This is a genomic window from Mesorhizobium sp. M0960, assembly GCF_040319055.1.
In the GTDB taxonomy this organism is placed as follows: Bacteria; Pseudomonadota; Alphaproteobacteria; order Rhizobiales; family Rhizobiaceae; genus Mesorhizobium.
In genome coordinates this window covers 74,898-94,392 of sequence record NZ_JAMYNN010000003.1, presented here as the reverse complement: position 1 = coordinate 94,392, position 19,495 = coordinate 74,898, and the positions used below count along the sequence as shown (strand labels likewise).

At 62.6% G+C, this 19,495-nt stretch carries 22 protein-coding genes; 14 read left to right on the top strand and 8 right to left on the bottom strand.

The genetic code is table 11. The features are described 5' to 3' along the window. Nucleotides 1-3 precede the first annotated feature (3 nt). Both NKH63_RS08735 and sufA read left to right on the top strand, forming a co-directional pair. Nucleotides 4-396 carry an SUF system Fe-S cluster assembly protein gene (locus NKH63_RS08735; RefSeq protein ID WP_023717362.1) on the top strand — a complete coding sequence of 131 codons (393 nt, stop codon included), beginning with the start codon at nucleotides 4-6 and terminating at the stop codon, nucleotides 394-396. A 110-nt stretch (nucleotides 397-506) separates the two neighbouring features. Then, entirely contained in the window at nucleotides 507-887 is a 381-nt protein-coding gene (gene sufA / locus NKH63_RS08730; RefSeq protein WP_006206001.1) for a Fe-S cluster assembly scaffold SufA, read from the top strand. A gap of 229 nt (nucleotides 888-1,116) precedes the next feature. On the opposite strand, the gene NKH63_RS08725 is transcribed toward sufA, so the two are convergent. Continuing rightward, a complete protein-coding gene (locus NKH63_RS08725) occupies nucleotides 1,117-1,614 on the bottom strand; it encodes a GFA family protein (RefSeq protein WP_023717363.1) in 498 nt (165 codons plus the stop codon). Nucleotides 1,615-1,704: 90 nt separating this feature from the next. Between NKH63_RS08725 and NKH63_RS08720 the strand changes: the two genes are divergently transcribed. Further along, on the top strand, nucleotides 1,705-2,028 hold the full coding sequence (locus tag NKH63_RS08720; RefSeq protein WP_352481176.1) for a TfoX/Sxy family protein: 324 nt from the start codon (nucleotides 1,705-1,707) through the stop codon (nucleotides 2,026-2,028). A gap of 6 nt (nucleotides 2,029-2,034) precedes the next feature. On the opposite strand, the gene NKH63_RS08715 is transcribed toward NKH63_RS08720, so the two are convergent. After that, nucleotides 2,035-2,994 carry a PfkB family carbohydrate kinase gene (locus tag NKH63_RS08715; protein WP_352481175.1) on the bottom strand — a complete coding sequence of 320 codons (960 nt, stop codon included), beginning with the start codon at nucleotides 2,992-2,994 and terminating at the stop codon, nucleotides 2,035-2,037. A gap of 277 nt (nucleotides 2,995-3,271) precedes the next feature. Between NKH63_RS08715 and recA the strand changes: the two genes are divergently transcribed. The 3 genes from recA to NKH63_RS08700 all read left to right on the top strand — a co-directional run bounded on the left by recA (nucleotide 3,272) and on the right by NKH63_RS08700 (nucleotide 8,156). Beyond that, a complete protein-coding gene (recA, locus tag NKH63_RS08710) occupies nucleotides 3,272-4,369 on the top strand; it encodes a recombinase RecA (RefSeq protein ID WP_023717366.1) in 1,098 nt (365 codons plus the stop codon). Nucleotides 4,370-4,628: 259 nt separating this feature from the next. Continuing rightward, the gene (gene alaS, locus NKH63_RS08705; RefSeq protein WP_352917825.1) at nucleotides 4,629-7,295 is read left to right on the top strand and encodes an alanine--tRNA ligase; all 2,667 of its coding nucleotides are present in this window, start codon (nucleotides 4,629-4,631) and stop codon (nucleotides 7,293-7,295) included. Nucleotides 7,296-7,361: 66 nt separating this feature from the next. Beyond that, entirely contained in the window at nucleotides 7,362-8,156 is a 795-nt protein-coding gene (locus tag NKH63_RS08700; protein WP_023717368.1) for a PhzF family phenazine biosynthesis protein, read from the top strand. Nucleotides 8,157-8,433: 277 nt separating this feature from the next. Here the strand turns inward: NKH63_RS08700 and NKH63_RS08695 are convergent, their stop codons facing one another. Together NKH63_RS08695 and NKH63_RS08690 are read right to left on the bottom strand one after the other, a co-directional pair. After that, on the bottom strand, nucleotides 8,434-9,060 hold the full coding sequence (locus tag NKH63_RS08695; RefSeq protein ID WP_352917824.1) for a glutathione S-transferase family protein: 627 nt from the start codon (nucleotides 9,058-9,060) through the stop codon (nucleotides 8,434-8,436). Nucleotides 9,061-9,071: 11 nt separating this feature from the next. Continuing rightward, nucleotides 9,072-10,283 (bottom strand): NADP-dependent isocitrate dehydrogenase, encoded by a 1,212-nt coding sequence (locus tag NKH63_RS08690; RefSeq protein WP_023717370.1) that lies wholly within the window; start codon nucleotides 10,281-10,283, stop codon nucleotides 9,072-9,074. 205 nt (nucleotides 10,284-10,488) lie between these two features. On the opposite strand from NKH63_RS08690, the gene NKH63_RS08685 reads away from it, so the two are divergent. From NKH63_RS08685 to NKH63_RS08670, 4 genes are all read left to right on the top strand, one after another. Next, nucleotides 10,489-11,355 (top strand): RNA methyltransferase, encoded by an 867-nt coding sequence (locus NKH63_RS08685; RefSeq protein ID WP_352855832.1) that lies wholly within the window; start codon nucleotides 10,489-10,491, stop codon nucleotides 11,353-11,355. Nucleotides 11,356-11,434: 79 nt separating this feature from the next. Next, entirely contained in the window at nucleotides 11,435-12,079 is a 645-nt protein-coding gene (locus tag NKH63_RS08680) for a DUF805 domain-containing protein (protein ID WP_023717372.1), read from the top strand. Nucleotides 12,080-12,219: 140 nt separating this feature from the next. Next, entirely contained in the window at nucleotides 12,220-13,032 is an 813-nt protein-coding gene (gene murI / locus NKH63_RS08675; protein WP_352481172.1) for a glutamate racemase, read from the top strand. 79 nt (nucleotides 13,033-13,111) lie between these two features. Continuing rightward, nucleotides 13,112-13,300 carry a DUF3008 family protein gene (locus NKH63_RS08670; RefSeq protein WP_023717374.1) on the top strand — a complete coding sequence of 63 codons (189 nt, stop codon included), beginning with the start codon at nucleotides 13,112-13,114 and terminating at the stop codon, nucleotides 13,298-13,300. A gap of 90 nt (nucleotides 13,301-13,390) precedes the next feature. On the opposite strand, the gene NKH63_RS08665 is transcribed toward NKH63_RS08670, so the two are convergent. After that, complete coding sequence (locus NKH63_RS08665) at nucleotides 13,391-13,603, bottom strand: hypothetical protein (RefSeq protein ID WP_023674706.1); 213 nt, start codon at nucleotides 13,601-13,603, stop codon at nucleotides 13,391-13,393. 379 nt (nucleotides 13,604-13,982) lie between these two features. On the opposite strand from NKH63_RS08665, the gene rpsD reads away from it, so the two are divergent. The 3 genes from rpsD to NKH63_RS08650 all read left to right on the top strand — a co-directional run bounded on the left by rpsD (nucleotide 13,983) and on the right by NKH63_RS08650 (nucleotide 16,465). Beyond that, entirely contained in the window at nucleotides 13,983-14,600 is a 618-nt protein-coding gene (gene rpsD / locus NKH63_RS08660; protein ID WP_023717376.1) for a 30S ribosomal protein S4, read from the top strand. A gap of 160 nt (nucleotides 14,601-14,760) precedes the next feature. Next, nucleotides 14,761-15,648 (top strand): tRNA 2-thiocytidine(32) synthetase TtcA, encoded by an 888-nt coding sequence (ttcA, locus tag NKH63_RS08655; protein WP_352481309.1) that lies wholly within the window; start codon nucleotides 14,761-14,763, stop codon nucleotides 15,646-15,648. After that, nucleotides 15,638-16,465, top strand: coding sequence for an inositol monophosphatase family protein (locus NKH63_RS08650; protein WP_352481171.1), 828 nt, complete (start codon nucleotides 15,638-15,640; stop codon nucleotides 16,463-16,465). Before ttcA ends, NKH63_RS08650 begins: the two co-directional genes overlap by 11 nt. 22 nt (nucleotides 16,466-16,487) lie before the next feature. On the opposite strand, the gene NKH63_RS08645 is transcribed toward NKH63_RS08650, so the two are convergent. Both NKH63_RS08645 and grxD read right to left on the bottom strand, forming a co-directional pair. Continuing rightward, nucleotides 16,488-17,687 (bottom strand): multidrug effflux MFS transporter, encoded by a 1,200-nt coding sequence (locus NKH63_RS08645; protein WP_031193515.1) that lies wholly within the window; start codon nucleotides 17,685-17,687, stop codon nucleotides 16,488-16,490. 206 nt (nucleotides 17,688-17,893) lie between these two features. After that, complete coding sequence (grxD, locus tag NKH63_RS08640) at nucleotides 17,894-18,229, bottom strand: Grx4 family monothiol glutaredoxin (RefSeq protein ID WP_023674712.1); 336 nt, start codon at nucleotides 18,227-18,229, stop codon at nucleotides 17,894-17,896. Nucleotides 18,230-18,391: 162 nt separating this feature from the next. Here grxD and NKH63_RS08635 point away from each other — a divergent pair, with 162 nt between their 5' ends. Beyond that, complete coding sequence (locus NKH63_RS08635; protein ID WP_352481170.1) at nucleotides 18,392-19,198, top strand: phosphodiester glycosidase family protein; 807 nt, start codon at nucleotides 18,392-18,394, stop codon at nucleotides 19,196-19,198. A 12-nt stretch (nucleotides 19,199-19,210) separates the two neighbouring features. Here NKH63_RS08635 and NKH63_RS08630 read toward each other — a convergent pair whose 3' ends face one another. Then, nucleotides 19,211-19,444, bottom strand: a complete 234-nt coding sequence (locus NKH63_RS08630; RefSeq protein ID WP_023674714.1) for a BolA/IbaG family iron-sulfur metabolism protein — start codon at nucleotides 19,442-19,444, stop codon at nucleotides 19,211-19,213. Nucleotides 19,445-19,495: the final 51 nt, after the last annotated feature.

Below are 19,495 nucleotides of genomic sequence, written 5' to 3'. Positions count from 1 at the left end.
ACCATGGATGATGCCAGCCACACCGCCGAGACCAATTCGGAAACGACGACCAATGCGGCGGTTTCCGGATCGACAATCCCCGCCGACGAATTGGCGCGGCTGACAGACGACATCGTCTCGGCGCTGAAGACGGTCTATGACCCCGAAATCCCGGCCGACATCTACGAGCTCGGCCTCGTCTACAAGATCGACATCGAGGACGACCGCTCGGTCAAGATCGACATGACGCTGACCGCGCCGGGCTGCCCGGTGGCCGGTGAAATGCCGGGCTGGGTCGAAAACGCCGTCGGCGCCGTCGAAGGCGTTTCCGGCGTCGAGGTCAACATGACCTTCGACCCGCCTTGGTCGCCCGACCGCATGTCGGAAGAGGCACAGGTAGCGGTGGGGTGGTACTAGCATCCGACCAGCCAAAGGCTGGCGCACTTGCGCCGGGTACAAAACTTCACCATTTTAGGTGAGGAATCATTCGGCAGACCTTGAACCTGCGCGCAATGGAGAAGGAAAGAATGGGACGCTTTGCCGTCATCACGATGACCGAAAAGGCTGCCGACCGGGTGCGCGAGATCGTCGCGACCCGTGAGAATGCGCATGGCATTCGCCTCGGCATCAAGAAGGGCGGCTGCGCCGGCATGGAATATACGGTCGACCTGGTGACCGAGCCCAACACCAAGGACGATCATATCGAGCGCGACGGCGCCCACGTCTATGTCGCGCCTGAGGCAGCGCTTTTCCTGTTCGGCACCGAGATGGATTTCGAGCAGACGACGCTGCGCACCGGCTTCACCTTCCGCAACCCGAACCAGAGCTCGGCCTGCGGCTGCGGCGAATCGGTCGAATTGAAGCCCGCCGATCTGAAGGCACTGGCCGAGGCGCGCGCTTCGGCCTAAGGCTTTTCCTTCGCCGTTCCCGGCGGCAATCGCATACGGGGAGTCCCCCTCATCCGGCCCTTCGGGCCACCTTCTCCCCGATGGGGAGAAGAGGCTGGCGCCAGCGCTGGCGACTTCCTCTCCCCTCGGGGAGAGGTCGGATTTCCCCCCATTTGCCGTAGCAAATGGGGTGGCAATCCCGGTTAGGGGGCGCTTGCCCATACGCGATAGCGAACGGGGAGAAGAAACGCTAATCCACCCACATCCCGGTTCGTTTGTGCCAGTCGGCGATCGACTCTTCCGGGTAGACATCGAAGACCTTGTCGCCCTTGCCGATATCGGGCTCGACCCAGTTCGCCTTGTATTTCAGCATCAGATGCACCTTCTCCGGCGGCTTCGGCAGGTTTGTGTCGATTGCCGAGGCAAACGGATGCACCAGCTCCGGCCAGGTTGGATCGTAGAGCCAGAGTGCCGTCCCGCATTTCGTGCAGAAGTTCCGTTCGCCCGTCGAGATCTCGCGTTGCGGGTGCTCGTCGTCCTCGATCTCGGCCCGGTAGACGCCGAGATGGCGCTTGCCCTCGATTTTCAGCGTCTCGTAATCGGCGCCGAGATTGATGGCGAAACCGCCGCCGCCCTGCTGCTTGCGGCAGATCGAGCAGTAGCACAGCATGAACGGCACCGGCGTGTGGCTTTCCACCTCGAAACGCACGGCATTGCACCGGCAGGACCCTTTGAGCAGAAGCGGCATGAAAAACTCCGATGAAACTGATTCTGAACTTGTCAGGATGGTGCCGGTAGCGGCGATGACAAGGGGAAATCCCGGTGACATGATCGCGCCATGGACAACGAGCGCATAGAAGAGCTTTTCGAAGTGCTCGGCCCGGTCAGCATCCGCAAGCTGTTCGGCGGCAAGGGCATCTATTTCGATGGCGTCATCGTCGCCATTGTCATCCGTGGCGAATTGATGCTGAAGGCCGACGCCGAAAGCGCCCCGGATTTCGAAGCGGCCGGCTGCCGGCAATGGACCTATACCGGCTCGCGCCACGGAAAGCTGGTGTCGATGCCCTATTGGAGCGTTCCCGACAGCGCTTTCGACGACCCCGACGAGATGGCGATCTGGGCGCGCCGCGCCTACGAGGCAGGACGGCGCGCCGGCAAATAGGCTGCGTCATGCTTCGGCAATTCTGGGCCGCATTTCACGCCAGGTCCCGCGCCTGGGCACGAGCGCCAGCGCCTCGGCAAAGCCGGCGCTGGTGAAGGCGGCGCTCTCGACGGTGAGCATAGCTGCGGCAACGCCTTCGCACAGTGCCGCGCGCAGCGTCAGGCCGCGCAGCAGGGCGGCGATCGTCGCGCCGGCCAATGCGTCGCCGGCGCCGGCAGCATCGGTCCGCTTTTGGAGCGGCGGTGGCAGGATCGAGAACGCGCCCAATTTGTCGAAACCGAGCACCGGTCCGTCGCCAGCGGTGATCACGCCGCTTTTCAGGCCCGCGCGTCTCAGGCCGTCGACGATGCCTTGGTCGTCAGCATCGATGTCGACGCCGGCGAGCACGCCAGCCTCGTGCCGGTTCATGAAGGCGAGTGCCAGAAGATCAAGCACCGGCGTCAGCCGCGCCGCTTTGCTGGGCGAGACGGCAAGCGCAAACACCGGCTTGCCGGCGGCGAGTGCCGCCAGCCGCGCCACTGCGGAAGACGGCAGGTTGGCGTCGCACAGCACCCCGTCGGCCGAACCGATCGCGTCTCGCACCTTGGCGCGGCGGATCTGCTTGGGAAGCGCCAGCTCGTAGAGCACCATGTCGGCAAGGCCGGCGATCAGCCCGCCGTCGCTATCGACCAGCATCGTATGGCTTGGCGTCGCGCGGTCGAGGAACACCGCCGACAAATCGGCAATGCCGGCGTCGGTGACGGCGCGTAAAACCGTGTCGCCCAGGGCATCGCCGCCGCGCACCGAAAGCAGCGAGGCCGAGACGCCGCGCCGCACCGCACAGCGCAAGGCGTTGAAGGCGGCGCCGCCGACATGCTCGCGCATCGTGCCGGGGTTGGAAGCGGCCGGCACGAAGGCGCCGGCAACCCGGCCGCGCCGCTCGATATAGGCGCCACCCACGGCCAGGATCGTCGGGGATTTCATCATGCCGGCAAAATGCCCTTTGCTGTTGCCCGGGAGGAGACTAGGTCGCCGGGCGGAACCCTGCAATCGCGGGTGCGATTCGGATGGTGACGGCAACGGCGCCGCATGCGAGGCGGGATACGTCCGGAAGCAAAATTGTGAAACAAAAATAGAACAAATATGGATATCCGTTATTTTTCAAACCCTTGGGGCTCATTGACAAATGAGAACAAACGAGGTACATTCTTTTAAGGATTGCGGGATTGTCCGGCCTCCATTGACGACCACGGGGTGATGTATCATGGCTCAGAATTCTTTGCGGCTTGTAGAGGACAAAGCGGTGGACAAATCAAAGGCTCTGGATGCGGCGCTGTCGCAAATCGAGCGTGCCTTCGGCAAGGGTTCGATCATGCGGCTCGGCGCGAACGAGCAGGTCGTCGAGATCGAAACGGTGCCGACCGGCTCGCTTGGGTTGGACATCGCGCTTGGCGTCGGCGGCCTGCCGCGCGGCCGCATCGTCGAGATCTACGGACCGGAAAGCTCGGGCAAGACGACGCTGGCGCTGCACACGGTGGCCGAAGCCCAGAAGAAGGGCGGCATCTGCGCCTTTGTCGATGCCGAGCATGCGCTCGATCCGGTCTATGCCCGCAAGCTCGGCGTCGATCTCGAAAACCTGCTGATCTCGCAGCCCGATACCGGCGAACAGGCGCTGGAGATCTGCGACACGCTGGTGCGCTCCGGCGCCATCGACGTGCTGGTGGTCGATTCGGTGGCGGCGCTGACGCCGCGGGCCGAAATCGAAGGCGAGATGGGCGATTCGCTGCCCGGCCTGCAGGCCCGCCTGATGAGCCAGGCACTGCGCAAGCTCACCGCCTCGATCTCGCGCTCCAACACCATGGTCATCTTCATCAACCAGATCCGCATGAAGATCGGCGTGATGTTTGGTTCGCCCGAGACGACGACCGGCGGCAACGCGCTGAAATTCTATGCCTCGGTCCGCCTCGACATCCGCCGCATCGGCTCGGTCAAGGATCGCGACGAGGTCGTCGGCAACCAGACCCGCGTCAAGGTCGTCAAGAACAAGCTGGCGCCGCCCTTCAAGGTGGTCGAGTTCGACATCATGTATGGCGAGGGCGTCTCCAAGACCGGCGAGCTGGTCGATCTCGGCGTCAAGGCTGGCGTGGTCGAAAAGTCGGGCGCCTGGTTCTCCTATAATTCGCAGCGTCTCGGCCAGGGCCGCGAAAACGCAAAACTGTTCCTGCGCGACAATCCCGACACGGCGCGCGAGATCGAATTGGCGCTGAGGCAGAATGCCGGATTGATCGCCGAGAAATTCCTTGAGAACGGCGGCTCCGAAAGCAGCGACGACGGTTTCGAGGACGACGCCGGGGCGATGTAGGAAAAGCGACGCCTCCCGGAGCGTCAGCCAGGTTTGGATTTGATGTTTTGATTTTGAGTTTGCGTAATCGGTACATTTTGAACCGCCGGCCCCGTGCCGGCGGTTGGCGTTTGACGGCGAGTCAGACGCATTTCAAAGCGCCGGTGAAAGCCGGGATTTGAGCCCATTTGGTGTTTCTGGACAGGCTGCGGTGCGACCGCTAAAAGGCCATGTCTATTTTCCGCCGGCAGCCGGCGGTTCTCTCGAAAAGGCAGTATTCATGAGTGGCGTCAACGAGATCCGGTCGGCATTTCTCGACTATTTTCGCAAGGAAGGTCACGAGGTCGTCGCGTCGAGCCCGCTGGTGCCGCGCAACGACCCGACGCTGATGTTCACCAATGCCGGCATGGTGCAGTTCAAGAACGTTTTCACCGGTCTGGAGAAGCGGCCCTATTCGCGTGCGACGACTGCCCAGAAGAGTGTTCGTGCCGGCGGCAAGCACAACGACCTCGACAATGTCGGCTACACCGCGCGACACCTGACTTTCTTCGAGATGCTCGGCAATTTCTCCTTCGGCGATTATTTCAAGGAGCGCGCCATAGAGCTTGCCTGGAACCTGATCACCAGGGAGTTCGGGCTGAAGAAGGACAAGCTGCTGGTCACCGTCTACCACACCGACGACGAGGCCGCCTCCTACTGGAAGAAGATCGCCGGTCTTTCCGACGATCGCATCATTCGCATCGCGACCTCGGACAATTTCTGGGCAATGGGCGACACCGGACCGTGCGGGCCGTGTTCAGAGATATTCATCGACCGTGGCGAGCACATCTGGGGTGGCCCTCCCGGCAGTCCCGAGGAGGATGGCGACCGTTTCCTCGAATTCTGGAACCTGGTGTTCATGCAGTATGAACAGGTGACGAAGGACGAGCGCGTCGACCTGCCGCGTCCGTCGATCGACACGGGCATGGGCCTCGAGCGCATGGCCTCCATCCTGCAAGGAGTTGATAGCGTCTTCGAAACTGACCTGTTCCGCCACCTGATCGACGCTGCGTCGTCGGCGCTTGGCCGCGGTCCGGATGCGGACACCGTCGCATCGTTCCGCGTCATCGCCGACCACTTGCGTTCGTCCTGCTTCCTGGTCGCCGACGGCGTGCTGCCGTCCAACGAAGGGCGGGGCTACGTGCTTCGTCGCATCATGCGCCGCGCCATGCGCCACGCGCAGTTGCTCGGCTCGAATGAGCCGCTGATGTGGAAGCTGGTGCCGGCGCTGGTCCGCGAGATGAGCCAAGCCTACCCGGAACTGGTGCGCGGCGAGCAGATGATCACCGAGACGCTGAAGCTTGAGGAAACTCGTTTCCGCAAGACGCTGGTGCGAGGCTTGGGCTTGCTTTCGGAGGCGACGGAAAAGTTGGTCTCCGGCGACATGCTGGATGGCGAGACAGCGTTCAAGCTCTACGACACCTATGGCTTTCCGCTCGATCTGACGCAGGACGCGCTGCGCCAGCGCAACATCTCGGTCAACCTTGCCGGCTTCACCGAGGCGATGGAGCGGCAGAAGGCGGAGGCGCGCAAAAGCTGGGCTGGTTCCGGTGAGGCCGCAACCGAAACGGTATGGTTCGCGGTGCGTGAGGAGAACGGCGCCACCGAATTCCTGGGCTATGAGACCGAGCAGGCGGAAGGCCTCGTCCAGGCGCTGGTCAGGGACGGCAAGACCGTCGACAGTGCCGGCAAAGGCGACGCCGTTGCCGTGGTTGTCAACCAGACGCCGTTCTATGGCGAGTCCGGTGGCCAGATGGGCGATACCGGCGTCATTTCAGGCGACGGGTTCTCGATCGAGATATCCGATACGCAGAAGAAGGCCGATGGGCTTTTCGTCCATGTCGGCAAGGTGGCCAACGGTACGGTCAAGACGGGCGCGACCGTCGAGCTGAGGGTGGACCACGCGCGCCGCTCCAGGCTGCGCGCGAACCATTCCGCCACGCATCTGATCCATGAGGCGCTGCGCGAGGTGCTGGGTACCCATGTGGCGCAGAAGGGCTCACTGGTCGCGCCCGAGCGTCTGCGCTTCGACATCTCCCACAACAAGCCGATCTCGCCGGACGAGCTCGAAGAGGTCGAGCGCATGGCAAACGAAATCGTCGTTCAGAATAGCCCTGTAACCGCGCGCCTGATGTCGGTCGACGACGCCATTGCCGAAGGCGCCATGGCGCTGTTTGGCGAGAAATATGGCGATGAAGTGCGCGTCGTTTCGATGGGCACGGGCCTGCATGGCGCCAAGGCCAACCGGCCCTATTCGGTCGAGCTATGCGGCGGCACCCATGTCAGGGCGACCGGCGATATCGGCCTGGTGCGCATCGTGTCCGACAGCGCGGTCGCTGCCGGCGTGCGCCGCATCGAGGCGTTGACCGGCGAGGCGGCCAGAAAGCATCTCGACGAGCAGGACAAGCGGCTGAAGGCGGCCGCCGCCGCGCTGAAGATTTCGCCGGCCGATGTGCCGGCCCGCGTCGAGGCACTGCTCGACGAGCGCAAGAAGCTCGAAAAGGAGCTGACCGAGGCGCGCAAGAAACTGGCGCTCGGCGATCGCTCGCCAGCCGGTGTGCCTGCGGAAAACGAAACGATTGCCGGTGTCGGTTTTCTCGGCAAGGCGGTATCGGGCGTCTCGCCAAAGGATTTGAAGCCGCTGGCCGATGCCGGCAAGAAGTCGCTCGGCTCCGGCGTCGTCGTCTTTGTCGGCGCCGGCGAGGACAACAAGGCGAGCGTCGTCGTCGCGGTCACCGATGATCTGACCGGCCGCTTCAGCGCAATCGATCTGGTGCGCGTCGCGTCCGCGGCATTGGGCGGGCAGGGCGGCGGCGGTCGACCCGATATGGCCCAGGCCGGCGGCCCGGACGGCTCGAAGGCCGAAGACGCGATCGCTGCGGTGAAAGCGGCTCTCGAGACGGCGTGAACCTGCACCGGGGGCGGGCACGGCCGAAATGGCGCGCCGCCCAGCGGACATCCTTGAGGGCCTGATATGCCGACGCTGACGATGTATCAGGTCGACGCCTTTGCCGAACAGGCCTTCCAGGGCAACCCTGCCGCCGTTCTCCTTTTGGAGGAGTGGCTGCCGGAGCAGGTAATGCAGGCCATCGCCAACGAAAACAATCTTGCCGAAACGGCGTTTGTGCGGGCGAATGGCAAAGGTTGGGATTTGCGCTGGTTCACGCCGGTCCATGAAGTCGACTTCTGCGGCCATGCCACTCTTGCGGCCGCCCATGTGCTGACCACGGAATACAGTGGTCAGGGCGAAATGGCCTTCGCCACCCGGGTGGGCGAGTTGCGGGTTTCCCAGCGGGAAGGGGCCTATCAGCTCGATCTGCCGTGTTTTCCGCCGCAGCCCGTCGAGGAAGAGCTGAAGTCGGCGCTGCAAGCGATATTGTCTCAGCGGACGGTTGCGGGCTTCCGCAATTTCGAGAACCTGTTTGTCGAGCTTGCCGACGAGACAAGCGTGCGATCTTTCGTTCCCGATCTGCTCAGGATCGGACGTTTTCATCCTCTCGGCTTGGTCATTACCGCGCCTGGGCAGGCCCATGATTTCGTCTCGCGTTATTTCGTGCCCGGAGCAGGCATTCCCGAGGATCCGGTAACCGGCTCCATTCATGCGACGCTGGTGCCTTACTGGGCTGAAAAACTCGGCAAGACGCATCTGTCGGCATTCCAATACTCGCAACGCGGCGGGCACTTGCTATGCGAGCTGGCCGGAGATCGCGTGCTGATCACAGGCCGTGCGAAGACCTTTATGAAGGCGGAGATCTACCTTCCCGATTGAGCGGTATTTCGCAGTGGGTCGCCTTCGGCGAAGCTGCCGATCTCCCCCTTTGCGGGGGAGATGCCCGGCAGGGCAGAGGGGGGTGCTGTCCCTCCGACTGTCAGCCCAATCGGAGCCACGTTCTCAGGCCGTTCCCAATTGGAAAGGATCAGTCGAAGGTTAGCGATCCTTCACACCCCCCTCTGTCCTGCCGGACATCTCCCCCGCAAGGGGGAGATTGGATGTCACTTCGGCTTTCGCTAATCACCAGAAGGCCTATTGCCGAATGCTTGTCTCCTCACTCTGCCTTTTCGGTCTTCGCAAAACCCGCACGCGCCGCGATGCGCACATACCAATCCTGGATATCGGCAAACTCCGCCAGCAGTTTTCGCCCCTCGGCGACCTTGACGAAATAGCCGATGATCGGTGCGGCGTGCAGGTCGGCCAGCGTCAGTTCCGTCCCCAACAGCCAAGGCCCTTCGGCTTTCAGCGAAGACAGCGCCTGCAATGCCGTTCTCGCCTGCCTCAACCCGTTGGCGATCACGGCTTCGTCGGGCGGCGTTTTTTCCAGCCGCTCGACGGCGACATCCCAGACCATGGCCCTGTAGGCGTAGGCGTCGAGCAGGCCGGTGATCTGGTTCATGCGTGATCGAGGCCGGGCTTCGAGCGGTTGCAGCGCCGGGCCGTCAAAGGCTTCGTCGACATAACGGGCAATCGCGCCGGTCTCGTAAAGGCGAAAGCCGTCATGCTCGAAGGCTGGGATGCGGCCGAACGGCTGGTGCTCGAAGTACCAGCCGGGAATGCCGTCCGCCGCAAAGATGTCGACGGGCACCAGCTCGTAGCCGACGCCCTTTTCCTCGAGCACCAGCCGCACGATGCGCACATAGACGCTGTAGTCCGCGCCGTAGACGACGGGCTTGTCCATGTCGGAGGAGCTCAGGCCATCGCCTTCTGCAAATTCTCGTCGATCTTGTCGAGGAAGCCGGTGGTCGAAAGCCATGGCTGGTCGGGACCGATCAGCAGCGACAGGTCCTTGGTCATGAAGCCGGACTCGACCGTCTGGATGCAGACCCGTTCCAGCGTCTCGGCAAAACGCTTCAGTTCGGCATTGTCGTCGAGCTTGGCGCGGTGGGCGAGGCCGCGCGTCCAGGCAAAGATCGAGGCGATCGAATTGGTCGAGGTCTCCTCGCCCTTCTGGTGCTGGCGATAGTGGCGGGTGACGGTGCCGTGTGCGGCCTCCGCCTCGACGGTCTTGCCGTCCGGCGTCATCAGCACCGAGGTCATCAGGCCGAGCGAGCCGAAGCCTTGCGCCACCGTGTCCGACTGCACGTCGCCATCATAATTCTTGCAAGCCCAGACATAGCCGCCCGACCATTTCAGGCTGGAGGCCACCATGTCGTCGATCAGCCGGTGCTCGTACCAGAGTTTCTTGGCCTTGAACTCGGCTTCGAACTCCGCCTCGTAGACCTCCTGGAAGATATCCTTGAAGCGGCCGTCATAGGCCTTGAGGATGGTGTTCTTGGTCGACAGGTAGACGGGGTAATTGCGCAGCAGGCCGTAATTCAGCGAGGCGCGGGCGAATTCGCGGATCGACTCGTCGAGATTGTACATGGCCATGGCGACACCGGCGCCGGGTGCGTCGAAGACGTCGTGCTCGATCACCTGGCCGTCCTCGCCGACGAACTTGATCGTCAGCTTGCCCTTACCGGGAAAGCGGAAGTCGGTGGCGCGGTACTGGTCGCCGAAGGCGTGGCGGCCGACGATGATCGGCTTGGTCCAGCCGGGCACTAGCCGCGGCACGTTCTTCATAATGATCGGCTCGCGAAAGATGGTGCCGCCGAGGATGTTGCGGATGGTGCCGTTCGGCGACTTCCACATCTTCTTCAGCTTGAATTCCTCGACGCGCTGCTCGTCGGGCGTGATCGTCGCGCATTTCACGCCGACGCCGTATTTCTTGATGGCATTGGCCGAATCGATGGTCACCTGGTCGTTGGTGGCGTCGCGGTGCTCGATACCGAGATCGTAATATTCGAGCTTGAGGTCGAGATAAGGGTGGATCAGCTTGTCCTTGATGAACTGCCAGATGATGCGGGTCATCTCGTCGCCGTCGAGTTCGACGACCGGGTTCGCCACCTTGATCTTCGCCATGGAAAGAATGCCTCGCTTTTGGGAACGGAACGGCCTTGCCCGCACGGCTGCCGGCCCTGGGATGCGGCCCGTATATCAAAGGCTTTTTGGCCGCGCAAACGGCGAACCGCGCCGTAGTGCCGGCATTCTTTGCGAAAGCTTCATTTTCGCCGCCAAATGTGGCAGGGGACTGCGAAATGCCGCAAACAGCAGTTCATTGACAACCATGACCGCCACCCAGGATCCCGACAACCCTCTTGCCTCCGGAACGCCTGCGTCCGGACCGGCGATCATCCTGGTCGAGCCACAGCTCGGCGAGAACATCGGCATGGTTGCACGCGCCATGGCCAATTTCGGCCTTGCCGAACTGCGCCTCGTCAATCCGCGTGACGGCTGGCCGAGCGAGAAGGCGCGTGCCGCGGCAAGCCGCGCCGACCATGTCATCGATGCCGTCGAGGTGTTCGACGACCTGGGCTCGGCAGTCGCCGACTTGAACTTCGTCTTCGCCACCACGGCGCGCGCGCGCGACAATTTCAAACCGGTGCGCGGCCCGGTCGAGGCGGGCAGGGCGCTGCGCGCGCGGCAGCGGGCCGGCCAGCGCACCGGCATCCTGTTCGGCCGCGAGCGCTTCGGCCTCTATAATGACGAGGTCGGCCTTGCCGACGAGATCGTCACCTTCCCCGTCGATCCAGCCTTCTCCTCGCTCAACATCGCCCAGGCGGCCCTGCTGATGTCCTATGAATGGATGAAGTCCGGCCTGGAAGACGAGACCAGGACCAACTTCTCCGGTCCCGAAATGCCGCCAGCTGCCAAGGAAGAATTGCACGCCCTGTTTGCGTATCTGGAAGGTGCACTGGAGGCGCGCGGCTATTTCCGCCCGGCACCGAAGAAGCCGAAGATGGTCGACAATTTGCGCGCAGTGCTGACCCGCCCCGGTTTTGCCGAGCCGGAGCTCAAGGTGCTACGCGGTATTATATCATCGCTGGACAGGTTCTCGCCGGCCATGCCGCGCGGCGACGGATCGCCCGGCGACGATCCAAGGCGGCTCCCGGCGGCCGCGGCACGCGCCGGCAAGGCGAAGGACAAAGACTAGCCTTCGAGTTGCCCATATCTCACCAGTAACCGAATGTTATTTGATGTGATCCATTGTCTGGAAAACGATGGATCCTCGGATGTTTAGCTCGGATATCGGTCGTCCTCGCTTTTTCTTCTATTCGGCGGCCTTGCTGGTTGCGGAAATCGTGACCTTTGTGCTGTGCGTCGTGCTGACCATCGGCATCGAGGGTTTGGCCAATTCGAAGCCCGGACCTTCCAGGGAAGGGCTGGCCGCGGCCGTTCTCGTCGCCTCGCTGGTGATTGTTCTGTTCCGCGCGAATTTCGCCTGGCGTCGAAGCCGCGATGCACAAGGGTCCGGTTGGATCCTTTGGTCGTATATCGTGTTCTCGACCCTGTTTGCGATTCTGCAGGCCGGCACTGTTCTTGTCGTAAAGTTCGACGGCGACGAGTCGCATTCCGGCCTTAACCTGCTGGGATTAGCTCTCGTCGGGCTGTGGGCGGTCATCTTGGCGGCCAAGCCGGCGGGCGGTAGCTCTTCGGATATGGCGTCATCCCTGAGTTTCGACGATTTCGACCCGCCCGGGCCGCTGCGCGGCGCCGCGGCGCCCCATTCAGAGTCGGCCGCCGGCGTGGCGGCCCTGGCTCCGGCCTATGCCATGCGGGCCGCACCGGTGCCGTCGAACCACCCTGCATCTCACCCTGCATCTCCGGCGAACGGCCGGCCGCGGGCCGGCGGCTTCGGCAAGCGGGGCCTTGTGTGACCGTCTCGCCGCATCAAGGCCATGATGGTTCCAGATAGAAGCGGCCGGGATAAAGCATCATTGGCCAAAGCAAAAAGCATGGGCCGAGCCTTCTCTCGTGATCTCGTTTGTGATTCCCAGCCCTTAGTGACTCAATGATAATGACCAGTCCATCGAGCGCCCGTCCGATCCTGATGTTCGATTCCGGCATTGGCGGCCTCACCGTGCTGCGTGAGGCGCGCGTCCTGATGCCTGACCGCCGCTTCATCTATGTCGCCGACGACGCGGCGTTCCCCTTCGGCGCCTGGGAGGAGCCGGCGCTGAGAACACACATCCTAGAGTTGTTCGCCAGGCTGCTCGAACGGTTTTCGCCGGCCATTTCGGTCATCGCCTGCAACACCGCCTCGACGCTGGTCATCGAAGCGTTGCGCGAGAGGTTTCCCGGCCACCCTTTCGTCGGCACCGTGCCGGCCGTCAAGCCGGCGGCGGAACGCACGCGCTCAGGCCTGGTTTCGGTGCTGGCGACGCCCGGCACCGTCAAGCGCCAGTACACGCGTGACCTGATCAGCAAATGGGCGCAGAAATGCCATGTCCGCCTGGTCGGCAGCGACAGGCTGGCTGGATTGGCCGAAGCCTATATGCGCGACGGTTTTGTCGACGAGGACGCCGTGCGCGCCGAGATCGCGCCGTGCTTCGTCGAGCATGACGGGCTGCGCACCGACATCGTCGTGCTTGCCTGCACCCATTATCCCTTTTTGGCCAACCGCATGCGCAAGACAGCACCTTGGCCGGTCGACTGGCTCGACCCGGCCGAGGCGATCGCACGCCGCGCGCTGTCGCTGCTCGCCGATACCGAGGCCCGTTATCGCAGAGAGGTACTGCCGGAAGGCGCCGATTTTGCCGTCTTCACCTCGAACGAGGCCGATTTTCCGACGCGCCGGCTGATGCAGGGATTTGGCCTGGCGGTATCCTGACCCCAGGCACTTTGGTGCTCCGGGAACATCAGCCCAGGGCGATGCGTTCTTTTCTCATTGAGGAACAGGAGAAACGATCATGCCAGCCACCTCGAAAGCCCAGCAGAAAGCCGCCGGTGCTGCACTGTCCGCCAAGCGTGGCGAGACCAAGAAGAGCGAGCTCAAAGGCGCGTCGAAGGGAATGTATAAATCCATGAGCGAAAAACAGCTCGAGGAATTCGCCGAGACCAAGCGCAAGGGCCTGCCGGAAAAGAAATCGAAACACTGATCGACTGACCATTCTGGCGGCGGATGCCGGTCGATAAAAAGCCCGCGGCTGAGCCGCGGGCCCTGAAGTCTCAACGGGCGAGGGCGAAAATTACCAGTTCCATCCCCAACCGCAGCGCCGCACTTTGTAGCGGATGACCTTGCGATGACCGTGCCGCCACACCACCTTCTTCTTGACCACGATGCGGCAGACCTGGTGATGCCTGTGGCCGTGCCAATGCCGGGCCTGCGCCGGCTCGGGCGCGACCGCCATCGTGCCGGCCATCACCGCGGCTCCTACCAACGTAAGGAAGAACTTCTTCATGCGAATTCCAGCTCCTCTGACTTCAGTCCCTTCCTGATGCCGCTGGCGCAACCTCCCGCCACATCCGGCACGTTCTACAACCGCAACACTATCCGGTTCGGCGATTCGCGCCAGCCGGAAGCTTGACAGCGGTTAAATCTCCGTTTAACCAGCCCACCAACACCGGGCCGCAATGCTCGGTGGTTTTCTTTATGTGTGCAAGACGTTTGGAAGCCGGTTTTAATTTCCTGATGTCCTGTTTGAAATGACGTGTCCCGTGGGTTTTCCGTCGCGTTGCGTGGAAAACCCTGTCAGGTCTCGAAAACGGGGGCCAGAGGAGGGCGCGTTTCCTTCACCCGGACCATGAGGTTCCGGGTGTGTTGTTTTGAAAGGGAATGCGATGAGCAAGCGCGAATCCGCGAAGTACAAGATCGACCGCCGTCTTGGCGAAAACATCTGGGGCCGCCCGAAGTCCCCGGTCAACAAGCGTGAATACGGCCCCGGCCAGCATGGCCAGCGCCGCAAGGGCAAGCTTTCCGATTTCGGCCTGCAGCTGCGCGCCAAGCAGAAGCTGAAGGGCCACTATGGCGACGTTTCGGAAAAGCAGTTCCGCAAGGTCTATGAAGAGGCGGACCGCCGCAAGGGCGACACCTCGGAGAACCTGATCGGCCTGCTCGAATCGCGCCTCGACGCAGTCGTCTACCGCGCCAAGTTCGTACCGACCATCTTTGCGGCGCGCCAGTTCGTCAATCACGGCCACGTCAACGTCAACGGCAAGCGCGTCAACATCGGCTCGTACCGCTGCAAGCCGGGCGACGTCATCGAAGTGCGCGAGAAGTCGAAGCAGCTGGTCATCGTGCTGGAATCGGTGGGCCTGGCCGAGCGCGACGTGCCCGATTACATCGAGGCCGACCACAACAAGATGACCGCCGCCTTCACGCGCATCCCCGGCCTGGCCGACGTTCCGTTTGCCGTGCAGATGGAACCGAATCTGGTCGTCGAATTCTATTCGCGCTGATCGGCGCGTTCGTACGCGATACAAGCGAAGGCCGCCCTATCGGGGCGGCCTTTTCTTTTTCGTTCCTTTTTCGCGGCGTGATTCCGAAATCGATTTCGATTTTCAGTTCGATGCGCTACTGCGGGCGGCAACAGGACTTTAGGGCCGACGCGCCGTGAACATGCAGCCAGACGCCGAAACGCTCGAACCGGTCGCCTACGCCGAAGGCGGCTTTCATCCGCTGTTTGCCGATGTGCCGTCCTCCGTCGAGTTCAACAAGCTGCGCAAGCGGCTGCTGCGGCTTGCCCGCCAGGCGATCGACGATTTCTCAATGGTGAGGCCCGGCGACCGCTGGCTGGTCGCTCTGTCGGGCGGCAAGGATTCCTACGGCCTGCTTGCCGTGCTGCTCGATCTCAAATGGCGCGGGCTGCTGCCGATCGAGCTGTTGGCCTGCAATCTCGACCAGGGCCAGCCGAACTTTCCCAAGCACATATTGCCCGACTATCTCGACAGCCATGCCATTCCGCATCGCATCGAATATCAGGACACCTATTCTGTGGTCATCGACAAGCTGGCCGAGGGCAGCACCTATTGCTCGCTGTGTTCGCGGCTGCGGCGCGGCCATCTCTATCGCATTGCCCGCGAGGAGGGCTGCTCGGCGCTGGTGCTCGGCCATCACCGCGAAGACATTCTGGAAACCTTCTTCATGAACCTGTTCCATGGCGGACGCCTCGCCGCCATGCCGCCGAAGCTGCTCAACGACGAAGGCGACGTCATGGTGCTGCGGCCGCTCGCCTATTGTGCGGAAGCCGATCTCGAGAAATTCGCCGGCGCCATGAAATTCCCGATAATTCCGTGCGATCTGTGCGGTAGCCAGGAAGGCCTGCAGCGCAACGCCATGAAAGCGATGCTCGACGACATCGAGAAGCGCATGCCCGGCCGCAAGGACACCATGATCCGTGCCATGGCCAATGTGCGGCGCTCGCATCTGCTCGACAGGACGCTGTTCGATTTCGCCGCCCTCAACGATGCTCTTAACGCAAAGCAAGACGGTCCCCATGACATTTGACGACAGCGCGATCGACTGGCTTGCCGACCTTCTGTCGGACGCTGCCGTCGCCGAGATCATGCCGCGCTTTCGCCGGTTGAGTGAGGGCGACGTGCGTCGCAAGACCTCGGCCGCCGATCTTGTGACCGAGGCCGACGTGAATGCCGAGCGGCTCATCGCCGCCAGGCTGCTTCAGCGGTATCCCAAGGCGATGATCGTCGGCGAGGAGGCCTGCTCCGACGACCCGACGCTGCTCGACGGTCTCGGCGATGCCGAACTCGCCTTCGTCGTAGACCCGGTCGACGGCACCTTCAACTTCGCCTCCGGCGTGCCGCTGTTCGGCGTCATGCTTGGCGTCGTGGTCAAGGGCGAGACGGTCGCCGGCATCATCCACGATCCCGTCGGCAAGGACTGGCTGGTCGGCGTCAGTGGCGCCGGCAGTCATATTCGGCACGCGCATGGCAATTTCGAAAAAGTCCATGTCGCCAAACCGGCGCCGATATCGGAAATGACTGGAGCGGTCTCGTGGCACTATCTACCCGAGCCGGACCGCTCACGCCTGGCGCGCAATCAGACCAAGTCGCTGTCGCAGTTCAACTATCGCTGCGCAGCCCACGAATACCGCCTGCTGGCCAGCGGCCACGGCCATTTCGTCGTCTATAACAAGCTGATGCCGTGGGACCATCTGGCCGGCGTACTGATCCATGCCGAGGCCGGCGGTTATGCCGCGCGCTTCGACGGCAGCGCCTATCTGCCGTCACATGTCGGAGGTGGCCTGCTGGTCGCGCCGGACAGGGAAAGCTGGCGGGAGCTGCGCCGCGAGCTTTGGGCGGAATAGTTTTATCCGCCAGCGCGTAAAACTAGACCGGCGGGTTTTGCGGCTGGAACAGCCTGCCGCGCTCGGCGATGAGAATCATCAGCAGCGCCGCCACCGACACGCTGCAGAACCCGGCGGCCAGCGGCGTTACCGTACCGTTGAAGGCCTGGCCGATCAGCGTGCCGAGGATGCCGCCAAGAAATGTCTGCATGAACCCGAGAATCGACGAGGCGGTGCCGGCCAGGTGACCGAGCGGCTCCATGGCGAGCGCGTTGAAGTTCGCGCCGAGCGCGCCGAACGGTACCATGGCGCAGGCAAAGAAAGTAATGAAGAGCCAGAGCGGCATCTTCATTTCGATGGAAACGACCAGCCAGGCAAGGCTGATGGCCAGAAACAGCAGCAGCGCGCTTTGCGACAGACGGCGCATGCCGATGCGGCCGACGAGGCGCGAGTTGAGGTAGTTCGAAAAAGCAAGCACGCCGGCAACCCCCGCGAAGATGACCGGGAACATCTCGCCGACATCGAACACGCTGACATAGATCTGCTGGGCCGAGGCGATGAAGCCGAACATGGCGCCGAAGATGAAGGTGCTGGCGAAGGCGTAGCAGAGCGCGATGCGGTTGGTGAGAACGATGCGGAAGCCGCCGATGATGGAGGACAGCGTCAGCGGCCGGCGATATTCTGGATGTAGTGTCTCGGGCAGGCGCAACAGCGACCAGGCGGACACGATCAGCGCGCCGGCCGCCATGGTGACGAAGATCACGTGCCAGGTCGCAAACAGCATGATGAATTGGCCGATACCGGGTGCCACCACCGGAATTGCCATGAACACCATGAAGATCAAGGACATGACTTCGGCCATGCGCCTTCCGTCGAACGTATCGCGCACGATCGAGACGGCAATGACGCGCGTCGCCGCCGCGCCGATGCCTTGCACGGCCCGGCATAGCAGAAGCGTGGCGAATGACGGGGCGACTGCAGCAGCGCCCGCCGCCGCAACATAGATCACCAGCCCGGCAACCAGCGGAGCGCGGCGCCCGAAGCGGTCCGAGACGGGCCCGAAGAACAGTTGCCCACCGCCGAAGCCCAGTATGTAGGCGGTGATCACATATTGCCGGTGGTTTTCATTTTCGACGCCGAGCGAGGCGCCGATCTGCTGCAGCGCCGGCAACATGATGTCGATGGCCAGCGAATTGAGCGCCATCAGCGCCGCGCATAGCGCGATGAATTCCCAGCGCGGAATAGGCAAGGTGCTTGCCTTTTGCTGCGCTTGTGCTTGCTGATCCACGGCCAGTCCGATCTTCAAACGAAAATGCGCCGGCGTGCCGACGCATCCATTCGTTCATTGCCCCGATAGCGGGCACAACTTTTTGCCAAGGTGCCCCGGCGCTAAGCGCATGACCCCGACAATCGCAGTCGATCTTCGGAGAGCCATACGCAAAACAGAAGTCAGGCGGCGCCTTTGACGCTGACGCCCTTTTCGACGAGGAAGGTCTGCAATTCGCCCGCCTGGAACATCTCGCGGATGATGTCGCAGCCGCCGACGAATTCGCCCTTGACGTAGAGCTGCGGGATGGTCGGCCAGTTGGAATAGTCCTTGATGCCTTGCCGTAGCTCGGCCGACGTCAGCACGTCGACACCCTTATAGTCGGCGCCGATATAGTCGAGGATCTGCACGACCTGACCGGAAAATCCGCATTGCGGGAAGCCGGGCGTGCCTTTCATGAAGAGAACAACGTCGTTGCCCTTCACTTCATTATCGATGTAGTCGTTGATGCCGCTCATGGAATACCCTTTCATGCCTGTGGGAGTCAGGCTCGAACATTACCCTTCAAATAAACCCATGGGTTGCGCGAAACAAGATGTTTGCCGCCTTGCCATGCAAATGGCGCAAAGGAACGTCTGATCTTGTGCCAAGCCGTTGGCCACCATCTTTCCCGAGGCGCGATGAAAAGACGATATCTCGCCGGGTTCCTCCTCGCCGTTCTGCTCGCCGCACTGGCCTTGATTTGGTGGGCCAGGTCGCCGAGACAGCCACCCCTCGTCGTCGGCGGTGAATTGCCGGCGCCGTGCCGCGACGCGAGCTTCGAGGCGGCCGCCTACGTCGTCTGCGAAATCGATCTGCGCCGCTATGACATCGGTGTGTTCCACGTAGGCCTCGACGGCAAGGCCTTCGGTTCCCTGGACCAATTCGACAAGGCGATGGCGGATCAGGGCCGGCCGGTGCTGCTCGCCATGAACGCCGGCATGTATCACCAAGATCTGACCCCAGTCGGCCTTCTCGTCGAAGACGGCCGGGAGAAGGCGCCGCTCAACGTCGCCGACAGCGAAGGCAATTTCTTCCTGAAACCGAATGGCGTATTCGTGGTCCGCAAGGACGGCAAGGCGGCGGTCATGGAGACAAGTGCCTATGCCGCGGCCGGGCCGGACGTGATGGTCGCCACGCAATCCGGCCCGATGCTGGTGATCGACGGCCGGCTTCATCCCCGTTTCGAGCAGGACGGCACATCGCGCTATATCCGCAACGGCGTCGGCGTGCTTGACGAAAACACCGTCGTGCTGGCGATCTCGCGCTCTCAAGTCAGCCTCGGCAGCTTCGCACGGCTGTTTCGAGATGCGCTCAATTGCCCCAATGCGCTTTTCTTCGACGGGGTCGTGTCGGCGCTGTCGAATGGCGAGCGGATGATTGTTGGTGGAAACTATCCGGCCGGGCCGATCATTGCCGTGACCGGCAAGGCGCTTGCGAGCCGGTAACTGGACGGGAGTTTAGTCCGGCACGCTGGTCTGCAGGGCAAGCGCGTGCAGCACGCCGCCCATGTTGCCCTTCAGCGCGTCATAGACCATCTGGTGCTGCTGGACGCGGCTTTTGCCGCGAAAGCTTTCGGCCACCACCTCCGCCGCATAATGGTCGCCATCGCCGGCCAGGTCGCGAATCGTCACCTTGGCGTCCGGAATGCCTTCCTTGATCAGCCGTTCGATGTCGTGGGCGTCCATTGCCATGCGAGGATTCCTTGTTCAGGTCGTGAACTCATAGATATGGTCGAAACGGCG

What these genes read in the sequence shown, in the direction of transcription:
- alaS (WP_352917825.1), top strand. Translation starts at nt 4,629, where the DNA reads ATGAGTGGCGTCAACGAGATCCGGTCGGCATTTCTCGACTATTTTCGC.
- NKH63_RS08735 (WP_023717362.1), top strand. Translation starts at nt 4, where the DNA reads ATGGATGATGCCAGCCACACCGCCGAGACCAATTCGGAAACGACGACC.
- NKH63_RS08680 (WP_023717372.1), top strand. Translation starts at nt 11,435, where the DNA reads ATGTTTAGCTCGGATATCGGTCGTCCTCGCTTTTTCTTCTATTCGGCG.
- recA (WP_023717366.1), top strand. Translation starts at nt 3,272, where the DNA reads ATGGCTCAGAATTCTTTGCGGCTTGTAGAGGACAAAGCGGTGGACAAA.
- NKH63_RS08720 (WP_352481176.1), top strand. Translation starts at nt 1,705, where the DNA reads ATGGACAACGAGCGCATAGAAGAGCTTTTCGAAGTGCTCGGCCCGGTC.
- NKH63_RS08695 (WP_352917824.1), bottom strand. Translation starts at nt 9,060, where the DNA reads ATGGACAAGCCCGTCGTCTACGGCGCGGACTACAGCGTCTATGTGCGC.
- NKH63_RS08685 (WP_352855832.1), top strand. Translation starts at nt 10,489, where the DNA reads ATGACCGCCACCCAGGATCCCGACAACCCTCTTGCCTCCGGAACGCCT.
- NKH63_RS08665 (WP_023674706.1), bottom strand. Translation starts at nt 13,603, where the DNA reads ATGAAGAAGTTCTTCCTTACGTTGGTAGGAGCCGCGGTGATGGCCGGC.
- NKH63_RS08630 (WP_023674714.1), bottom strand. Translation starts at nt 19,444, where the DNA reads ATGGCAATGGACGCCCACGACATCGAACGGCTGATCAAGGAAGGCATT.
- grxD (WP_023674712.1), bottom strand. Translation starts at nt 18,229, where the DNA reads ATGAGCGGCATCAACGACTACATCGATAATGAAGTGAAGGGCAACGAC.
- sufA (WP_006206001.1), top strand. Translation starts at nt 507, where the DNA reads ATGGGACGCTTTGCCGTCATCACGATGACCGAAAAGGCTGCCGACCGG.
- NKH63_RS08635 (WP_352481170.1), top strand. Translation starts at nt 18,392, where the DNA reads ATGAAAAGACGATATCTCGCCGGGTTCCTCCTCGCCGTTCTGCTCGCC.
- murI (WP_352481172.1), top strand. Translation starts at nt 12,220, where the DNA reads ATGACCAGTCCATCGAGCGCCCGTCCGATCCTGATGTTCGATTCCGGC.
- ttcA (WP_352481309.1), top strand. Translation starts at nt 14,761, where the DNA reads ATGCAGCCAGACGCCGAAACGCTCGAACCGGTCGCCTACGCCGAAGGC.
- NKH63_RS08670 (WP_023717374.1), top strand. Translation starts at nt 13,112, where the DNA reads ATGCCAGCCACCTCGAAAGCCCAGCAGAAAGCCGCCGGTGCTGCACTG.
- NKH63_RS08725 (WP_023717363.1), bottom strand. Translation starts at nt 1,614, where the DNA reads ATGCCGCTTCTGCTCAAAGGGTCCTGCCGGTGCAATGCCGTGCGTTTC.
- NKH63_RS08715 (WP_352481175.1), bottom strand. Translation starts at nt 2,994, where the DNA reads ATGATGAAATCCCCGACGATCCTGGCCGTGGGTGGCGCCTATATCGAG.
- NKH63_RS08690 (WP_023717370.1), bottom strand. Translation starts at nt 10,283, where the DNA reads ATGGCGAAGATCAAGGTGGCGAACCCGGTCGTCGAACTCGACGGCGAC.
- NKH63_RS08700 (WP_023717368.1), top strand. Translation starts at nt 7,362, where the DNA reads ATGCCGACGCTGACGATGTATCAGGTCGACGCCTTTGCCGAACAGGCC.
- NKH63_RS08650 (WP_352481171.1), top strand. Translation starts at nt 15,638, where the DNA reads ATGACATTTGACGACAGCGCGATCGACTGGCTTGCCGACCTTCTGTCG.
- rpsD (WP_023717376.1), top strand. Translation starts at nt 13,983, where the DNA reads ATGAGCAAGCGCGAATCCGCGAAGTACAAGATCGACCGCCGTCTTGGC.